At 68.4% G+C, this 18,797-nt stretch carries 10 protein-coding genes; 3 read left to right on the forward strand and 7 right to left on the reverse strand.

Annotation, left to right across the window (positions count from 1 at the left end):
• Positions 1-139: 139 nt before the first annotated feature.
• The gene (locus AAFU51_07620; protein ID MEO1571123.1) at positions 140-1,333 is read right to left on the reverse strand and encodes a peptide chain release factor 1; all 1,194 of its coding nucleotides are present in this window, start codon (positions 1,331-1,333) and stop codon (positions 140-142) included.
• Positions 1,334-1,759: 426 nt separating this feature from the next.
• Here AAFU51_07620 and AAFU51_07625 point away from each other — a divergent pair, with 426 nt between their 5' ends.
• The 3 genes from AAFU51_07625 to AAFU51_07635 all read left to right on the forward strand — a co-directional run bounded on the left by AAFU51_07625 (position 1,760) and on the right by AAFU51_07635 (position 5,500).
• Positions 1,760-3,127: a glycosyltransferase family 4 protein gene (locus AAFU51_07625; protein MEO1571124.1), complete on the forward strand. Its 1,368-nt coding sequence runs from the start codon at positions 1,760-1,762 to the stop codon at positions 3,125-3,127.
• A gap of 15 nt (positions 3,128-3,142) precedes the next feature.
• On the forward strand, positions 3,143-4,018 hold the full coding sequence (locus tag AAFU51_07630; GenBank protein MEO1571125.1) for a polysaccharide deacetylase family protein: 876 nt from the start codon (positions 3,143-3,145) through the stop codon (positions 4,016-4,018).
• Between the two features lie 87 nt (positions 4,019-4,105).
• Positions 4,106-5,500, forward strand: coding sequence for a lipopolysaccharide biosynthesis protein (locus tag AAFU51_07635; GenBank protein ID MEO1571126.1), 1,395 nt, complete (start codon positions 4,106-4,108; stop codon positions 5,498-5,500).
• 510 nt (positions 5,501-6,010) lie between these two features.
• Here the strand turns inward: AAFU51_07635 and AAFU51_07640 are convergent.
• The 6 genes from AAFU51_07640 to AAFU51_07665 form a co-directional block, all read right to left on the reverse strand.
• Positions 6,011-7,393 (reverse strand): hypothetical protein, encoded by a 1,383-nt coding sequence (locus AAFU51_07640; protein MEO1571127.1) that lies wholly within the window; start codon positions 7,391-7,393, stop codon positions 6,011-6,013.
• A 107-nt stretch (positions 7,394-7,500) separates the two neighbouring features.
• Complete coding sequence (locus AAFU51_07645) at positions 7,501-8,553, reverse strand: PorV/PorQ family protein (GenBank protein ID MEO1571128.1); 1,053 nt, start codon at positions 8,551-8,553, stop codon at positions 7,501-7,503.
• Positions 8,554-8,644: 91 nt separating this feature from the next.
• The gene (locus AAFU51_07650; GenBank protein MEO1571129.1) at positions 8,645-11,653 is read right to left on the reverse strand and encodes a TonB-dependent receptor; all 3,009 of its coding nucleotides are present in this window, start codon (positions 11,651-11,653) and stop codon (positions 8,645-8,647) included.
• 135 nt (positions 11,654-11,788) lie between these two features.
• Positions 11,789-13,594, reverse strand: coding sequence for a hypothetical protein (locus tag AAFU51_07655; GenBank protein ID MEO1571130.1), 1,806 nt, complete (start codon positions 13,592-13,594; stop codon positions 11,789-11,791).
• A gap of 252 nt (positions 13,595-13,846) precedes the next feature.
• Positions 13,847-16,069, reverse strand: coding sequence for a T9SS type A sorting domain-containing protein (locus AAFU51_07660; protein MEO1571131.1), 2,223 nt, complete (start codon positions 16,067-16,069; stop codon positions 13,847-13,849).
• Between the two features lie 97 nt (positions 16,070-16,166).
• On the reverse strand, positions 16,167-18,404 hold the full coding sequence (locus tag AAFU51_07665) for a hypothetical protein (protein ID MEO1571132.1): 2,238 nt from the start codon (positions 18,402-18,404) through the stop codon (positions 16,167-16,169).
• Between the last annotated feature and the right edge of the window lie 393 nt (positions 18,405-18,797).

The raw sequence follows: 18,797 nt of genomic DNA on the forward strand, positions 1-18,797 counted from the left end.
GGTGCGTTCGCTGACGCTGTACCACTGGTGGCCGGGCGGCGCTGACCACATCGCAACTCATTAGCCGGAGATGGTATGAAACGTGAAACGGGGTCGGTAGCATCGTCTACCGACCCCGTTGGTTGTCTCACCCCGTCAGCTAGAACCGTAGCAGCGCCGCGACGGGGCCGTGCGGCTCCAGCGCCGTGCGCGCGTCGTCGGAGCGGACGAGTTCGAGCGAGGCTCCCTGTTCGAGAGCGCGTTCGAGCATCACCTCCACGAGGTCCGACTCCGGCTCGATGCCCTCGCCCGTCATCGGATGGTCGCCCTCGGTGAGCGTCGTGAGCATACCCGTCTCAACGCCGCGCCCACCAGGCTGCCGGAAGGCGTCGTCCACGACGAGCGTCATCACGCGCTGCTGGTTGAGCATCTGCAGCGTCTCGTCGAGGCCCGTGACGGCGCGGTTGGTGAGCTGCTCACGAATGTGCGCGATGGTTGCGGTTTCCTCTTCGGCTTCCACGGCTCGCTGCACGGGGGCCGCCCGCTCCGCCACCTCCACGGCCGTAGCGTTCGTGTCGCACGCGAACGACGCTGCGATGGTCTGGCGCGTGGCCTGGTCGAGCGCGTCGAGGAACGGCGCCTCCATGTCGGTGGGCACGCTGTAGATCGTATGCCGGACGCCTAGTTCTTTCACCATCAGCTCCAGCGCGTGCGCCGAGCGCTTGGCGTGGTCCCGCTTGCGCGCCTCGCGCTGGTCCTGGCGTTGGTCTTTCGAGGCATGGTCCCACGTCTCTACTTCCTTGCCGTCGAGCGTGAGCACCTCCTCGACAAGGCCGATCTGCGCGAAGAAGTACCGCGTCTTCGCAAACGACACAAGCACGATGGCAAAGCGGTCGTGCTCGTCGCGCAGGCGGGCGAGCGGGCGCACGTAGGGCCGGTTGTTGAGGTGCACGGCCGTGGGCAGGTCGAGCGCCGTGCCAACCTGGCGGAAGAGGCCAATGCCCTCGCAGGCGAAGAACGCGAGCCCACGCCCGGTCCGGGGCAGCCTCTTTTCGAGCGCCGCCTCGATGCGGTTGAGTTCGGCCTGCACGGCCGCGCGGTCTGCGTCCTGCTCGTCGGCGAGGGCAAGGGCCTGGCGGCTGAGGTCCTTGAACGTGATGCGCCAGGCGTCGCCGGAGCGGGCCTCCGGGTCGAGCGTCATGTAGAGGCTCAGGACAGGCGCGCCGTCCGAGACGAGGCCGTTGAGTTCTTGGAGGTGCTCGGCGGAGAGGAAATGGAAGCCGGGCGACGTGGTCCGCTCGTGGAGTTCCTGGATGAACACATCGCGCTGTTCGGCGGAAAGGACTGTTCTCATGAGCCGTAGAGTCGAATGAAATGGACGAACAGATGGAGGCCTGACTAAACCGGAAGCCCTTCCGAAAAGGTCCACCAACCCCAGCATCATCCGTGCTAGCGCTGTCACTCTTCGTGGCGATGAATACGAGCGTGAGGCGTAGGCCGATGTGGAGGTCGCCATTGTTGCTCGATCACGAGGTCGAGCATGACGGCGCGCGGCATGCGGAGAGAAACAACCGAATAGGAGCGCGTCCCGCCTGGTCAAGCCGGGTCTCCAAGCCGCCGCCCCACCTGATCGTTTCGCGAAATTCTGCGCGGTGTGCCGCTCGTAGCCGGCGTGGCCCCGCGTGCGGCCGTGGGCGCGCATTCTGTGTAGAACGGCATAAACCTTGTTTAGGTAGCCAGTCCGCACGACCTTCTTCCTGTTTGTTTTCGCGCTCCCGCCGTGCCTCCTTCCTCGCTCGTGAACGCGCCCTCCGCCCTGCCCACCCCTCGCTCGGGCACGCTCTCGGACGCCCCCTCTGGCCCAGGCCCGGGCGTGCCGCCACGGCCGCGCGTGCTGCTGCTCGCCTACGCCTGCAGCCCCTACCACGGCTCGGAGCCGAAGGTCGGCTGGAACCGCACCGTCGAGGCCGCGCACTACTGTGACGTGTGGGTCATCACCGAGCAGCGCGAGTTCGAGGACGACATCCGTCGCTTCGAAGCTGAGCACGGCCCGCTGCCGGGCGTCCACTGGCACTTTGAGCCGCTCACCGACCGCGAGTGGGCCAACAAGACGCGGCCGTTCATCAACAGCGGCGCCTTCCGGGCATGGAACCGCCGCGCGGCCGACAAGGCCCGCGCGCTGCACGCCGAGGTCGGCTTCGACCTCGTCCACCACGTCAACATGGTCGGCTTCCGCGAGCCAGGCTATGGCTGGGAGTTCGACGACGTGCCCTTCGTCTGGGGCCCTATCGGCGGGACGCAGAACTTCCCCTGGCGGTTTCTGCACACCATCACGCCGCGCGCTGCCGCCGCAGAGATGGTACGCAACGTAGCCAACCGGCTCCAGCTCTGGCTCAGCCCACGCGTCCGCAAGGCCGCGAACCGCGCCGACGTGGTCCTGGCGGCCAACTCGACCAACCAGCGGCACCTCGCCCAGCTGACCCGCACGACGCCGCAACTGCTGCTGGAGACCGGCGTCCGGGCCGTAGGCACCCCGAAGCGCTGGGCCGACCGCCGGCCTGGACCCGTCCGCGTCCTGTGGGTGGGCCTTTGCGTCCGGCGCAAGGGCACCACCCTCATGCGCCGCGCCTTCGAGCACCTCCTCGACGGCCCCGGCGCCTACGAGCTCACCGTCATCGGCCACGGCCCCGACGCGGACAGCTTCGACGGCCTCCCCCACTGCGACGTGAAGGGCTTCCTGCCCTATGCCGAGGCCCTCGAATCCTACGCCGACGCGGACCTCTTCGTCTTCTCCAGCCTGCGTGACACGTCGGGCAACGTCGTCCTCGAAGCGTTCGCCAACGGCCTGCCCGTCGTGGCGCTCGACCACCAGGGCGCTCGCGACATGGTCACGGCCGACTGCGGTGCGAAGGTGCCGGTGTCGTGGCCTGGGCAGACCGCCCGCGGCATCGCGGAAGCCGTCCGCAGCATCACCGCCACGGCCGAGCGCTACGACCGCCTCAGCGCCGGAGCCATCGAACGCGCGAAGGACTACGCCTGGACACGCAACGGCGAGATCGTGAACGAGATCTATACCGAGTTGACCGGCAAGCAGGGCACGTTCCGGCGGGTGCTCCCCGATGCGCTTCGGACGAGCGTCGGTCGCTAACCGCTTGGGACGCCTATGCTGAAGGACGCTGTCAAGCAAACTGCGGGGCTCATCGCCACGGGCTTGCGCGGCGCGCTGGGACGCCGCACGCGAGGCGCTGGGCTCCTGATCTACCACCGCGTCGCCGAGAACGTGTTCGGTGTCCCGGATGATCGCACGCTCAACGTGCCGCCCGCTGCGTTCGAGCAGCACCTCGTCGGGCTGCGCACGCGTGGCTACCGCTTCCTCGCCCTGCGCGATCTTCTCGCGGCGCATGCGAGCGGCGAGGTCCCGGACCGCGCCATCACGGACCGGGCTGTCGTGGTCACGTTCGACGACATCTACCAGAACGTAGTCGACGCTGCCGTGCCGATCCTGCGCCGCCTCGGTATCCCGGCGACGATGTTCGTGAGCACAGCGTTCGTGGACAGCACGGAGCCGTTTCCGTTCGATGCGTGGGCCCACGATCACCGCGCAAGGCTGCCCGCAAGCGCCTACCGCCCCGTCACCCGCGCTGGGCTGGACGCGCTCGTCGCCGATCCCCTCTTCGAGGTCGGCGCGCACACGCACACCCACGCCGTGTTCATCGACCGCCCCGACGCCTTCGAGGCTGACCTCGCCGAGAACCTGCGCTGGCTCGACGCCCGCCTCGGCATCGCCGCGCCCCCGTTCGCGTTCCCCTACGGACGGACCGCGTTCGGCTTCGCGGGCGGCGCGCTCACCGAGCGGGCGCGGACGCTCGGCGTGGCCTGCGCGCTCACGACCGACTGCACGCTCGTCACGACTGACAGCGACCCCTACGCCTGGGGCCGCTTCAACGCCTACACCTGGGACACGCCCGCCACGCTCGACGCGAAGCTCGCCGGGTGGTACGGCTGGGCGCCCAGGCTGATGGAGCGCGTGATGGGATGAGCGCGGCGGTGTCGCGGTGTTGCAGTGAGGTGGTTTTGACGTGAGGTTGTGACTGCGCGGTTGCGCTGAGACGCTGCGGCCTGATCTTTGCCCTCCACGCCCCCGTTCTCCACCCTCGCATTCTCCTGCGCCTCGGTGCTCTTCACGTCCGCCCAGACTCCCGACACGCCCGACGACGAGGCTCCCTCGCTGTCGTGGCAGCAGCAGCTTCGCTGGCGGATGTGGCGGTTCCTCGCGGGGCCGCTCGGCAAGAGCGGCGTGTCGATGGCGGACCAGGCGCTCGTGAGCGCGGGGCGGCTGCTCGTGAGCATCGTCGTGGCGCGGGCGGCGGGGGCCGATGCACTCGGGCTCTACGCGCTCGCGTTCACGATCCTGCTGCTCGCCGAGGCGCTCGCGGAGACGCTCGTGGCGCTGCCCTACACGGTCTACAGCCAACGGCTCGGTGCGAAGGCGCGGCGGTCGTACCTCGGGAGCGCGCTCGTGCAAGCGGGCGGCCTCGGCCTTGGGATGGCGGTCCTCGTAGCGGTCGGCGGAGCCGTGGCGTGGATGGGCTTCGGCGAGGCTGGGCTGGGCGGCGTGCTCTTCGCGCTGGCGGGGATGCTGCCGCTGCGGCTGGTGATGGACCTCGGGCGGCGCGTCGCCTTCGCGCACCACCGCGTCCACACGGCGCTCGTGATGGACGTGCTGCTGATGGGGGTCCTCCTCGGCGGCCTCGGCGTGCTCGCGGCGACGGGCAACGTGACCGTGTGGGACGTCTATGCGCTCTACGGCGCAGCGTGCCTGCTCCCACTCTGGCTCGCGTTCCGTCCCCTCCAGCGGGGCGACGGCGGCTTCCGCTGGCGCGTGGCACCGGCTACGGCCCGCGACGACCTTCGCCGGAACTGGCGCTTCGGGCGCTGGGTGGCGGCCGGGCGCATCTCCGTCAACGGGCGCGAGTTCGGCATCCCGTGGCTGCTCGCGGCGTTCGCCGGGACGGCCGCCGTCGGCTTCATGGACGCGGCGATGAAGGTCGTCGGGCTGATCTTCCCGATGATCACGGCGCTCGCGAACGTGCTCACGCCGAGCATCGCGGCGGCCTATGCCGAGGACGGCGTGGGCGCGGTGCGGCGGATGGTCGCGCGGACGGCGCTGCTGATGGGCCTCGCCACGGGCACGGTGGCGCTCGGCCTCGCGTTCGGCAGCGAGTGGGTGATCGCGCTCTTCTTCGGCGACGAGTTCGGCGGGCAGCACACCGCCGTCGTCGTCTACGCCGTGGCGACGGTCGTGGAGGCCATCGGCATGCCCGCCGACGCGGGGCTGTGGGCCATCGAGCGGCCCAACGTGGGGTTCTACATCAACCTTGTGAGCATGGTGACGGCCTTTGCGGTGGCGTGGGCGCTGATCCCCTCGCTCGGCGTGCTCGGCGCGATCTGGGGCATCGCCACGGGCAAGGGCGTCGCGACGACGGGCCAACTGGCGTGCTTCTGGTGGCTCAGCCGGTGAATCGGCGTTGGCCGTCGTCCAACAGCGCGCGGCCGAGCACTGGAGATCGAACCAAACGCCCTGGAGGTTGGAACTTGACAGCACGCCGTCCTCTGCAGGACTCGTCTCTTTCCGTTGATTCGACGCGTCCGCCTTATGCTCTTCCACGTCGTGTACCATACCACCGTGGGCAACGCCGCCGCGCAGACGCAGCGCTTCTCGATCATGCGATGAGTTGGGGATAAGCAGGCGTGCAGACGCTCAGCGGCGTCTATCAGCCGCTCGGTCTCTCGGCTCCCCCCGCTTGTACGCCTGCAACGGCGCACAAGCTGTCCCCCTCATGCGTGAGGGGGACAGTTTACTACGTGAACCTTCGGTTTGAGGAGCGGAGCGCACTGCGCGGAGCCGACGCAGGACGGGGGGAGCCGAGCCGAGCACGACCTCCACACCTGGCGCACAGTCCATTACGAGGGACCTACTGGGAGCCCTCCCTTCGGTGGACCATGTCGTCGCCCCCAACCGCGCGGCGCCCTACTCGAAGTCCGTGTTCAGGCGGTAGCGGCTGATGCGGCCGTTGCCGGTGTCGGCCACGTAGACGATGCGGTCGTAGTAGGCCACGCCCTGCGGGTTGCGGAACTGGAGCGCGCCGCCGCCGGTGCCGCCGAACGAGACGCGGATCGGCGTCGGGTCGGTCTCCCCCGGAGGCGGGGCCACGCCCTCCACGCCGGTCGCGTTGAAGACGAACAGGCTGTCCTGCACCGCGTCGGCCACGAAGAGGTAGCGCGTCGCGTCGGCCGCGAAGGCGAGGCTCGTCGGCGCGCCGAACTGGAAGTCGTCGTAGAGCCCGCCGGGCGTGTCCGGGGCCGCCCCGGCGGCGAAGCGCTCGGTGTCCACGCGGTACTCGATGCCGTCCGAGGTCTCCACCACCAGGATCGACACGACGCCGTAGCGCAGCGGCTGCTGCGGGCTGTCGGGGGCCTCCACCGGCGACTGTGCGATGAGGAAGTTGCGGTCGAGCGGCTCGTCGAAGTCCTGTGGCGGGCCGAGGAAGGTGAGCACGTCCGAGGGGTAGTAGGCGCTCAGGAGGCCCGGCTGGCTGGGCGAGAGCGCGAAGATGAACTGCTCGTAGTCGCCCTCGGCGTTGAAGGTCAGGAGCGCGTTGAAGGGGCTGAACGAGAGGTTGGGCCGCCCGTCGCCGGTGCCGTTGCGCGTGAGCGTGTTGACGGGCCCGCGCCGGGTGACGTAGAACCGCCCGTCGGCCAGCGTGGCGACGCCCGTGAAGACGGCGTCCTCGTCGGAGAACGTACCCACAACGGTGCCGCCGTCCTGGCGCTCGTAGACGTCGGGCTCGTCGAACTGGCCGGAGAGCGCGCGGCTGGCGTCGCTGAACGGGTGCCAGATCTTGGCCTTGACGATGGGCGCGCCGGTCGTGAGGCCGCCGATGCGGTAGACCACGGCGAGGTCGCACTGCTCGCCGCCCCCGCTGGACGGGCAGGTCGCCCCGGCGACGGTCGTGTCGCGGCGCGCGGCGATGAATACATCGAGGTCGCGCCCTTGCGTGACGGCGGTGATGTCGCGCAGCGGCTGGCCCTCGACCTGGTCGAGGAGGAACTGCGGACGGCCCGCGAGGTCGAGCACGTGCAGGCCGCGGTCGTCGGCCACGTAGACGAACTCGTCGTAACCCACGTAGACGTCGGACGGGTTCTCGAACGGCCCGTTGACGCCCTGGGTGAAGAACGGCGTCAGCGGCACGTAGCCGACCTCGTCCACGAGCGTCGGGTCGGTCTGGCCCTCTTCGAGGATCTCGTCGGTGATGAGGTCGTCCTTCGAGCCGAAGACCGCGTCGCAGCCGGAAAGGAGGAGCAGGGCTGCCAGAAGGGCGCTCGTAGGAATTCGGAAAGGAAGGAAGAGCACGGTTAGCGAGAACTTGCTTTTCTGTCATCCTGAACTTGATTCAGGATCTCAGCCAGTCCGTAGAGATGCTGAATCGAGTTCAGCATGACAAGGTGGGGAAATCGAGGTCAGTCGAAGCTGACGAGAAAGCCGACGCGGTGGACGGCGCCGAGGCGGTCGAGGCGGTTGAAGCCGTAGTCGAGGCGGACGCCGTCGTAGCCGGGCGCGCGCACGCCAAGGCCGAAGCTGGGCAGCGTAGCCTCCTCGATGCCGAGCTGGTAGCCCCCGCGCAGCGTGAGGACGCGGTTCCAGGTGTACTCCAGCCCGAGGTTGAACCGCTCGGTGTCGTCGTTGGGGTTGGTGAGCTGGCCCGAGACGCGGAAGTCGTGCTGCGGCCCGGCGGGGCCGGTGAGGCCGAGCGCGCTCAGGCCGCGCAGGAGGTCGTAGCTCACGCCGAGGAGGAACGTCGTCGGGGGCGTGACGCGCGCGAACTCGTCGCCGGTGACCGTGACCGGCTCGCCGTTCTGGAGGTCGAGGTAGCTCACCTCGCCGGAGGGCCGCCCGTCGAGGCCGAAGTTGCGGATCGCCACGCCGAGGCGGACGCCCGTCTCGCCGACCGAGTAGGCCACGCCGAGGTCGAGCAGCGCCGCCTGCGTGACCACGTCGAGGACGCTCTCGCGGGCGTACTTCACCGTAACGCCGTAGCTGAAGAGGTCGGTGAGCGCCTGCGAGACGGTAAGCCCCACGCCGAGGTCGACCAGCCGGAACGTGCGCCCGGTGCCATTCGGCCCCGACACCTCGGTCCGCTCGACGAGTTCGCCGGAGTCGAAGGCTTGGATGGAGAGCCCGAGCGTGTAGGGGCCGAGGCGGTAGAGGCCGCCCGCCCAGTAGAGCTGCGTGTCGACGTAGTAGTTCGTGAACGTGAGCGCGCCCTCCACGTCGCCTGCGCGGGCGATGAGCGCCGGGTTGTGCAGCAGCGCCGTCACGTCGTCGGCGTGCGAGACAACGCTCTCGCCGAGCGCCGCCGTGCGCGGGTCGACGGCCACCTTGAGGAACTGGAAGCCGGACGTGCCGCGCCGGTCCTCGCCGTAGCTCGGGAGCGGGCTCTGCGCAAAGGCCGGACCGCTTGAGAGGACCGTCCCTATGAGGCTGACTAGAAGGAGGAGCAGAGCGGCGCGCATGGCGTGGACGGTGGCAAGTAGCAGGTGGCAAGTGGCAAGGATGTGCTGGCAAATGAGCATCCTTGCCCACTTGCGCCTTGGCACTTGCTACTCAGAATTGGTAGGCGAAGCCGAGGGTGATGTGGCGCTGCGGGAGGTAGCGCGCGGGGTTGAACGGCGGCTGCCCGCTCGACCGGGGGTCTTCGAAGCGCGGGTCGCGCACGGAGCCCGTCACGTCGAAGTCGGTGTTGGTGCGGAAGCGCTCCGGGTTGGCCGCGATCTCGGCCGGGTCGATGTCCGGGTAGGCTTCGCCCGTGACCGGGTTCACCACGATGCCGTTGTTCTGGTTGAAGAGGTTGGTCACCTCCAGCGTAATGCGTAGGTCCTGGCCCACGAGCGCGATGCGGCGCTCCAGCGTGAGGTCGAACCACCACCACGGCGCGCCGACCTCGCTGAAGCGGTCCTCCGGGTCCGCGCTGCGCTCGTAGACGGGGCGCCAGCAGTCGGCGGTCCGCTCGTCGTCCACGTCGCAGCGGGTGCCCGTGAAGGGGTTGGTCTCGTAACCGACGAACTCGACGGGCGTGTAGCGCTGGCCGCTGCGGAACGTGCCCGAGAGGAACGCACGGAAGCGGTTGAGGCCCGGCACGCCGAAGAGCGGGTTCGCCTCGTCGTAGCGGTAGGTCACGCTGCCCTTGAGGTCGATCGGGCGGTCCCAGGCGAGCGGCGTCTCGACGGTGTTGTCGACGTTGCCCTGCTGGAGAAACTGCTGGAGCGCGTCGTTGTTGGTCGAGGAGAGGCCGGTGGCGCGGCTGTAGGCGGCGTTGATCTGGCCGGTGAAGCGACGGCCGATGCGCTTGGTGTAGCTCGCTTCGAGGCCACGCACGCGGGCGAAGTCGCCGTTGATGCGCAGCGCGCGCGTCGTCTGGCGGCCCGTCTGGTCCTGAATCTCGATGTCCTGGACGGTGATGAAGTCGTACTTGTCGCGCCAGAAGGCCGTCAGCGTAAGCGCGTCGTTGGACGTGATCTGGTTGCGGACGCCGAGTTCGTAGGAGATGTCCACCTCAGGGTTGAGGTTCGGATTGCCGAGGTCGGCGAAGAACGAGCGGTCCTGGTAGACGGGGTTGAGGCCCGCGTAGAGGAACGTCGGGTGCGGCAGGCGGGTCGAGCGGCCGTAGTTGAAGAACAGCACCTGGTTCTCGCGGACGGGGAAGCTCACGCGCACCTTGGGCAGCAGACGCGTCTTCCAACGCGTGCCGAGGAAGCCGAACGTCTCGCTCTCGTAGGACCGCGCGATCTCTTCAAGAATGGGTACGCGGACCCGGTCGCTGACGTCCTCGCCCGCGTCCTCGGCGTCGTAGAACGCGACGGCGTCGTCCACGAGGTCGTCCACGAAGCCGCCCGGTGCCCAGAACTCCCAGCGCAGGCCCACATTGGCGATGAGGCCGCGGTAGCGGAACTGGTTCTCGGCGTAGAACGCGGTCTGGCGCGGCTTCACCCGCCACACGTCGCTCGACTCACCGAGGCGGTTCGTCTGGGTCGTCGTGCCGTCGCCGAGCGTGATCGGGGCGCCGATCCACGGGCGCTCGATGTCGATCCACTGGTAGTCGTTGAGCTTGACCTCGAAGCCGGTCGAAATCTGGTAGCCGCGGTTGGCGGTGAAGCGGCTGAAGGCGCCCTTGACGGTGACCTCCTCCGCGAAGTGGTCGTGCCAGCGCGTGGCGATGCCGCCGTTGTTGATGAGCCCCGGCCCCGGCAGCACGAAGATGGGCGTGCCAGGCGGAATGTTCTCCGGGTCGACGCCGCCGGGGAGAAAGAGGTCGCCGGGGTAGTCGACGATGCTCTCGGGGTCGAGCTCGGAGTCGACGTTCTCGGGGCGCCAGTCGCGGCCGTTGGCGTCGGCGCGGAGGCGCGTGAAGAGGCGCGAGACCTGGAGTTCGTAGTAGGCCTGCGAGCCGATCACGTGGCTCCAGCGCAGCGTCGAGAGGTTGCTGTCGTGGGCGTACGAGTTGGCGAGGTCGGGCTGCAGCGCGAAGCCGTACTGGAAGCCGGGGCGCACGGCGGCGTCGTTGCCGGTGACGCGCAGCATGTTCTCGTTCTGGTTCACCGTCAGCGAGCGCGAGTAGCTGCCGGTGAGCTTCATGCCGGGGCGCGGGAGGAAGGTCAGCTTCGCGACGCCGTTCCAGCGGTTGTCCGTGCGCGGCATCCAGAAGTCGCTCCCGACGATGCTGTTGCGGACCTGGTCGGGGTCCGAGGTGAAGCGGTAGAACTCGTCGGAGACCTGGGCCTGGGCGCTCACGAAGAAGCGGAGCTTTCCAGGCAGGATCGGCCCCGAGAGCGACGCTTCGAACGTCTCCTCCATGAAGGTGCTCTCCCAGTCCTGGTTGAAGCCGAGGTTGTCGCGCTTGTGGCTGAGCGTGCCGCGGAACTCGTCGGTGCCCTCCTGCAGCGAGACGGCCACGACGCCCGAGGTCACGTCGCCCACGTCAGCGCCGACGCCGCCGGTCGTGACCTCGACTTCGGAGAAGGCGTTCGTGCCGAGGTCGAGCCCGAAGCCGGTGCCCGCGAGCGGGTCTTTCGCCGAGACGCCGTCCACGAGGAACGCGGTCTCGTCCGCGCGTCCGCCGCGGATGTAGAGGCCCGTCGGGTCGCTCACGACGCCCGCCTGGCTGGCCACGACCTCCGTGACTTCACGCACGGGTGCCGCCTCCATCTGGTCGCGCGAGATCGTGAAGGTGCTCGACGACTCCTCGACGTCCACGAGGGGCGCGTCGCCCACAATCACGACCTCGTTCTCCGTCGAGAGCACCGCCTCGCCAATCTCGATGTCGAGCCGCGTCGTCTCGCCGTTGTTCACGCGGATGCCGGTGAACTGCTTCGTCTCATAGCCGACGAAGCTAACCTGGATGGTGTACTCGCCCGCACGAATGCTCGGGATGACGTAGTTGCCGTCGAAGTCGGTCGCCGAGCCGAACTGCGTGCCGAGGATGAACACGTTCACGCCCGGCAGCGTCTCGCTGGTGGTGGCGTCGGTGACCGTCCCAGCAATGCGGCCCTGGGCGAAGACCGTGGAGGTAACGCTGAGGAGGCCGAACAGGGCCAGCGCCGAGAACACCCGAAGCATCGAGGTCTGTGTTACGTGTTGCGTGGTGCGTGTTTTGGCGTCCGTACGCGCAGCACGCGACACGCAACACGAAGCAGAGAAGGCACGCACGGAGCGACGAGGGTTGGTGGTGGCGGACGAGCGGGACATGGCGCCTTACCGCGGGAATTCGAGGCCGTCGAGGATGAGGTTCATGGCGTCGCAGAGCGTTTCTGGCTCGGTGGCGCTTGTGAAGTCCTCGACGGTGCAGTAGGTCAGCGGGTCGTCGCCGGGCCCGGCGTCGGGCGGCGCGAGGCGGGGGATGCCGGTCGTACTCACGACCTCCAGCCCGAAGAGCGCCACGCGGGCGTCCTGACTGATCGCCGCCATCGTGAACGGCCCGTCGAAGCTGCCGCCGCCGGGCGCGAAGAACGGCGCGTCGTAGAGCGGGACGTCGCTGCCGCCCACCTCAAAGGGGACGGTGTTGGTGAGCGTGCTCGTGACCTCCAGCGGCGGGAGCGGACGGCCCACGCCGGGGACGGCGTCGCGCACGTTCAGGGGATCGCGGCGTACGCGCAGCGTCACGCCCGTAACTAACGCGTCGAGCGGGAGCACGTTGATGGCGGCGTTCCCGTCGTTGAGTGTCGGGTCGGCGGCGAGCGGCTGCGTCACGGGCGTCTGCACGAAGAGGCGGCCGCCGTTGGTGAAGAAGAGGTCCATCACCGAGGCCGCAGGCGGCAGGTTGTTGCCAATGGGCGAGTTGGTCGCCGCGTTCGTCACCCAATAGATCCGATCCCAGAGCGCGAGCGTCTGCCGCAGTGTCGGGTCGACGGGCGCAGGCAGCGCCGCGGAGAAGTCTGCGGCGTCGGAGCGGAGGATCGTCTCGGAGAGGTCCCACTCGTCCCACGCGACGGCGTCGCCCGCGAGGCCGAGGCGATCCCGGAGCACCGCGCGGTGGAAGTCCATCACCGTCTCGTCGTTGGTCGTCGGCAGGCGGGCCGAGCGATAGTCGTTGACGAGCAGGAGGCTGCTCGTGACGGGCTGCACGACGAAGCCACGCAGGAGTGGCGGCGTGTCCGCGTTGTCGTCGTCGTCCAGCGGCGCAGGATAGCGGATCAGCGGCGAGGTTGCCCCGGCGTCGTCCACGGCGCGGATGTAGAACGCGTTCTCGCCGCCGACGACGAGGCCTGGCAGCGTGAGTGCGGTACGCTGGAAGCCGCGCCCGAGGTAGACCTCGGCATCGGTCATGCCCTCCGTCTTGGTCTGCGCCACGAGCGTGATGAACGTCGCGTCGGCCGGGAGTTGTACGAACGCCGTGCTGTCGTTGAGGCTCACCTCGATGGCAGCCAGGTTGCTCTCGCCGTCTGGGTCGCCGGCGGTCCAACCGAAGGAGAACAGCGGGAATGTCCGCAGCGTGTCGGGCGCGTCCGGGTCGTCTTGGAAGGGCGGCACGTCGGAGGTGCTGAGCCGCAGCGTCGGGTCGGAGTTGCGGATCGGGAAGACGGTGCGGGCCGGGCTCGGGTCACGCACGCCCTCGTTGTCGATGGCGCGGATCTCCAGCGCGACGTCGGCCTGGGCCTCGCCGAACGGGATCGGGAGCAGCACGAGCGAGTCGGTCCGCTCGGTGAAGCGCCAGCCCTCCTCATCACCGAGGGGCTCGCTGAGCGCGAAGAAGCGCAGCTCGTAGCCGTCCACGAAGCCGTCGGGGTCGGTGCCAGTCCAGGCGATGGGGACGGTGCTCGTGAGCCGCAGCGTGTCGCGGAAGAGCACGGTGCCGTCGCCGCCCACGATCAGCGTGTCGCTGCCGATGAAGATGGAGTCGCCGGGCGTGCCCGTGAACGTCTCCTCGAAGGCGAGCGGGCCGCGCAGGTCGTCGGAGCGGACGGCGAGTTCGGTCTCGGGCGGCTGGTTGCCGAGGAAGTCGCCCTCGAAGCCCGTGTCGCAGGCCGCGAGCGCGAGGAGCGCGGCAAACACCAGAGCCACGGCGACTCCCCCCGTCCTCATCGACTCCCTTTGGTTGCTCTTCGGACTGTCCCCCTCACCCGTGAGGGGGACAACTTGACCACCGTTCAGGTGCGTCAAGCGGGGGGAGCCATCAGGCTGCCGAGCGGCCGAAGCAGATGAGGAGTAGCGCACGGAACGCAGGAAGGCGAGCGAAGGGAAGCGAAAAGACCCGCGCGGTCCGGTCAGAGACCGCGCGGGAGGGGTTCGGGAGCAGGCGTCAGCCTGCGGGGCTTAGCGTGCGAGGATGAGCTTACCCGTCTCGACGCGGTCCGCCGCAGCGAGGCGGTAGACATAGACGCCCGGCGCGAGGTCGCTCGCGTCGAAGCGCACGCGCTGCTCGCCCGTCTGGACGGCGTCCACGAGGAGCGCCACGCGGCGGCCCGTCACGTCGTAGACGGCGAGCTGCACGTCGGTGGCGGCGTCGAGCGTGTAGACGAACGTCGCGGCGTCGGTGGTCGGGTTCGGGTAGGCCTCGATGAGGCCGCTTCCCTGCAGGAGGTCGTCCTCGCCGGCGACGGGCATGCCCACGTCCGCGGCGTCGGTCGGGATGAGCTTGAAGTTGCCGAAGCTGTAGTAGAGGAAGCCCTGGATGAACTCCAGCTGGTCACCGTTGGCGAGGTTGTCGGTGGCGTAGCTCTGCTCGAAGGCCTCGGCGAGGTCGTCGACGCGCAGCGCCTCGGCGTCTGAGCCCGTCGTGAAGGACCACTCCCCGAAGCCGAGGTTGTTGTCCGTGACCGTGATGTTCTCAAAACGGAGGAGCATGCTCTCGAACTTCTCGGCATCGTCCGGATTGGCGATGGAGCCCGTCGGGATCGTGAAGTAGCCGTAGGCCCCGGCCCCTGCGTTGGTCACCGAGTAGGTGAGGCTTTCGAGGCGCGTGAAGCCGAAGTTCTCATTGATGTTCGCCTCGGTGATCGTGATCTCGTCACCGACCTGTACCGCCGCAGCGATGTCGACGAAGGCGGCAATACCCGTGAACTGGCCGAAGTTCGGGTCTTCCTGCAGAATCAGCGTGCGGTTGCCGTCGTTGTCCACAAAGTCGTCGTTGACGATGGCGACAATGTTCATCGCCACGGCTTCGATGTCGCCGACGGGGCTGTCGCCCTCGCCGCCGTTGGCCGTCTCCTGGATCTGCGTGATCGAGGTGAGCGGGCCGTCGAAGACGCGGTAGGACGTCGCGGCAAAGGCGTTGAGGCCGTTGGAATCAGTCACCGTGTAGGTGAGGTTCACGAACTCGCCGGAGGCCGCGAACGCGGGGATCTCGCCCGTGAACGTGCCGTCACCGTCGCCGTCTTCGAGGACAACGGCGCCGCCACCGCTCGGGCTGCCGTAGTTGACCACGACGGCCGCGATGGTCGCGCCACCGTTGGCCTGCGCGGTGACTTCCACGGGGAAGGCGTCGGCGGGCGAGAGGATGCCTTCCGGACCTGCCGTGAAGAAGTTGATGGTCGGCGGTGCACCGGTGATCTCGAGGTCCTCGGGGAGGATCGGGTTGATCACGAAGTTGGCCGCGTCGGGGGTGGCATAGTCGAACGCGCCGTCGTCACCCTGATAGATCAGGAAGCCCTGCAGGTTGGCGAAGCCGGTCGCCGGGACGTTGAACGGACCGTCGGTGACACACTCCGGCGTGGTGCCCGCCGGGAAGTAGTCTGCCTGGCGGTCGTTGCGGTAGCACACGGAGACGTCGTACTGGTTGATGAACGGCGCGTCGCCGCTTGCGCCTGCGAAGAGCACGTCGGGGCGGTTGGCGTCCGGGACGCCCTGCACGATCTGGATGCCCTCCATGCGGACGTAGTTGCCGACGAAGGCCGTGTAGTTGTTCCAGTTGATCTGGGTCTCGGCACCCGCCGGGGCACCCGCCACCGTGGTGTGGAGGTCGCCGATGGAGATGCCGATGGGTGCGAGGCGCGGGTCGCCGAGCGCGATCGGGTCGTCGTCAGTGAGTTGGATGGCGTTGGCGTCGACTGGGTTGATCTGCATCGAGTAGCCGCCGGTGCCCGTGAACGGAGCGACAACGCCGCAGATGGTGACGATGTCGCCCACGAAGAACTGCGCCGAGAGGCCGGAGCCGGTGTTGTCGACGATCTGCGCACCGTAGCCCTGCGGGCCCTCGTCGAACGCCGTCACGTCACGGACGAAGTAGTGCACGCGGTTCGGGATGCCAGCATCGTTGGTGCTGGCGAGGCCCGAGAGCTTGGGGTCGCTCAGGATGACCGCCGTGAACTCGATCGTCTCGCCGACGAGGTCGTTCGCGAGCAGGTCTTGGATCTGGCTGGTTTCGAGGTTCGCCCCACCCCCGTTGAGCGCGGCGAGGCTCCCGTCGGGCAGGGTGTTGACGTCGAGAAGGGTGACGCGCTGGAAGTCGGTGCCTTCGGTGCCGGAGCAAACCTGCTGGGCCGAGGCCGCAGGCAGACCGAGCACGAACGCAAGCGCGAGCGTAGCAAGAAGTCGCATGGTTGGATGGGTTGAGTGGGCAAGTGGCAAGGGACACGTGGCAAGGGCGGAGACACGGTGTCTCGTGAGACCTGCCACTTGATTCTTGTCACTCTGGTTATCGGATAATCACGAACTTGCCGGTCTGGACGTCGCCGGTGTCTTCGTCCTGGACGGAGAAGAAGTAGAGCCCGGAGGCCAGGCGGAGGTTGTTCTCGGAGAGGACGTCCCAGGCGTGCTCGCCGCTGGCCACGACGCGGTTGTCGGCGCTGAAGGTGTCGTACCACCGGATGTCGCCGCGGTAGGTCGCGGCGTCGTGGTTGAGTTCGGTGACGATCTCGCCGGCCATCGTGTAGATGCGGATGGCGGCGCGCGGCGGCAGGTTGAAGAAGTAGAGCTTGCGCTGGGTGGCGAGTTCACCGTCCCAGGCGGCTTCGAGGCGGAACGGGTTCGGGTAGACGCCCACTTCGCCGTTGTTGGGCAGCCCCTCAGCGCTGGGGTCCTCGACGGCCGAGGTGCCGGGGAAGACGCGCACCGCGCCGAGCGTCCGGCTCGACTCTAGCGGCTCCAGCCCCACGTCGGGGTCGCCCTGGTCGAAGGCGGTCACGGAGAACGCATACTGCCAGCCGTTGAGCAGCCCCTCCGCTACGAAGCGGTAGCGGTAAACGTTGTCGTCGCCGGGAAAGGTGACGGGGTCCTGGAGGCGAATGTCCTGGAACCCGTTGTTGAAGCCGACGCGGTTGCCCGCCTCGTCGTACTGCGCGATGAGGCCAGCCTCGCCGATGATGTTGCCCGCGGCGTCATCGCCCGGGTCCGAGCGGTAGACGCGGTAGCCCTCGAAGTCAGCGCGCCCGCTCACTGGGTCGATGGCGTTCTCGGCGAAGTCGTCCCAGTAGAGGATCGCGCGGCCAGACTCGACCTCGACGCGCACGTTTGGGCCGGGCGGCGGCTCGGGGATGAGGTAGCGGTCGAGCGTGCCGTTGCCGTTGAGGTCTTCGCCGGTGTCGAGGCGCCCGTTGTAGTTGGCGTCTTCGCCAGCGAAGGTGCGCTGGGCGAAGAAGGCGTTCGTGCGTAGGAACGCACGCGTCTCTTCCGTGTCGAGGCGGCGCCCGCCGAGGTCCTGGAAGCGGTCCGGCTTGAGGGCCGCCACCCAGGCGAACGTCGCCGTGAGCGACTCGCCCGCTTCGAGACGCGGGAACGGGCCGATGCTGTAGAGGCCGATCCAGTTGCCTTGCGACACGAGGCCGTCGGACGATAGCCGGTCGGCGAGCGAGCCCTGTCCCTCCTGGCCAGGAATGGGCTGGCTGAGCGGGAGCGGCGTCGCCATGCGGAAGTAGCGGTCGTCGTCGCTGCCGGGGCGCGCCAGCGTGGGGTTGGCGTCGGCGAACTTCCAGTAGCGCGTGTGGACGAGCGGGACGGAGAGGCCGTCGGCCACGTACTCGTCGGCCACGAACGGGTGGAAGAAGCGCTCAGCACCGGCGTCGTCCCAGGTCGCGCCGAGGAAACTGACGGAGCCGTAGGTGTTGAGGCTCTCTTCGTCGCCGCCGAGGTTGTAGGCGTAGGAGACGAAAAGCGTGTCGTCGGGGGTGTAGGAGACGGCCCCGTCCTCGCCGACGGTTGGGTAGCCGAGCACACCGCGGCCGTTCTTGTTGAAGAAGTCGCCGCCACCCTCCTGCGTCGTGAACACGTTGCGGACGACGAGGTCCTCCCAGATGCCGACGTAGACCGAGTCGAGCGGGCCGCCAGAGACGTTTTCGACCTCGAACTCCATCACCACGAAGGCCTCGGCGAAGGGGAAGCTGTAGGCATAGGAGCGCTGGCGCACGACGATGCCAAGGCTGCCCTGGGGGTCTGGCGTCGGCGTGGAGGTGCCGGGGATGACGGCAAAGGTGTCGGCGTAGGCCGTGAGGAAGTCCTGCTGGCTGACCGCGAGCGGCGAGAAGGCGGGCGAGCCGAGCAGCGTGGAGCGCTCCTGGAAGGGCTCGGCCTGCACGAACTCGAAGCCGCCCGCGCCGGGCGAGTAGCCCCCGCCGGAGGCAATGGAGCCCGTGCGCACCGAGATGGTACCGTCTGGCCGCACTGCGCCAACCCACAGCCCCGCCTCGAAGAGGTGCTCGATGCCGGAGTCGAGCGGGTACTCGAACGAGGGCGCGCCGGAGGGCGCGTTGCGGACGTTGTTGTTGCCGACGTAGCCCGCGTTGGTGACCGTCAGCCCCACGTTGCCGATGTCTACGACGCGCTCCTCGAACGGCTGGGCAGCCGCGCGGTCGGCCGCGCCCAGGAGGACGAGCAGGAGGGAGAAGACCAGAAGCGGGACCCGAGAAAGGCGGGCTCCGAACGTAGTGGTGGCGGCCATGCAGACCCGAGAAATGGCGGAGAGAGGTACAAAAATGTACGCTGCCCGGTGGACTTGACAAAGCTCGCAGCTTCGGGCTTTACGCTGGCTTAACCAGCCAATGCGGCCCGGCGCACCTGTGCAACCCTCGGACTGCACGCGCCTTAGCGGGTTCGCAACCGCCGAACGCTTCGCTGTGTATTCAAAGTGCGCGCAGCCACTTGCCTGACTCCCACACCTGCAGGGTCATGGCGAGTCCAGCAGATCGCCTCGCGTGGATCGCTCAAGGCATAGACCGCTCAAGGCAACGAGCCAGATCCTTACGGCACCTTCAGACGTTGGGGCAGGCAGGCGTTGGGGCGGGACCTCACCGTTCGCTGTCGGTGAATGCGTCATGGACCGACGGATACTTTG

This window comes from Bacteroidota bacterium (genome assembly GCA_039821555.1).
Lineage (GTDB): Bacteria > Bacteroidota > Rhodothermia > Rhodothermales > Rubricoccaceae > JBCBEX01.

Excerpts from the sequence above, each read along its gene's own strand:
- AAFU51_07650 (MEO1571129.1), bottom strand. The coding sequence starts at position 11,653 with ATGCTTCGGGTGTTCTCGGCGCTGGCCCTGTTCGGCCTCCTCAGCGTT.
- AAFU51_07665 (MEO1571132.1), bottom strand. The coding sequence starts at position 18,404 with ATGGCCGCCACCACTACGTTCGGAGCCCGCCTTTCTCGGGTCCCGCTT.
- AAFU51_07620 (MEO1571123.1), bottom strand. The coding sequence starts at position 1,333 with ATGAGAACAGTCCTTTCCGCCGAACAGCGCGATGTGTTCATCCAGGAA.
- AAFU51_07630 (MEO1571125.1), top strand. The coding sequence starts at position 3,143 with ATGCTGAAGGACGCTGTCAAGCAAACTGCGGGGCTCATCGCCACGGGC.
- AAFU51_07660 (MEO1571131.1), bottom strand. The coding sequence starts at position 16,069 with ATGCGACTTCTTGCTACGCTCGCGCTTGCGTTCGTGCTCGGTCTGCCT.
- AAFU51_07645 (MEO1571128.1), bottom strand. The coding sequence starts at position 8,553 with ATGCGCGCCGCTCTGCTCCTCCTTCTAGTCAGCCTCATAGGGACGGTC.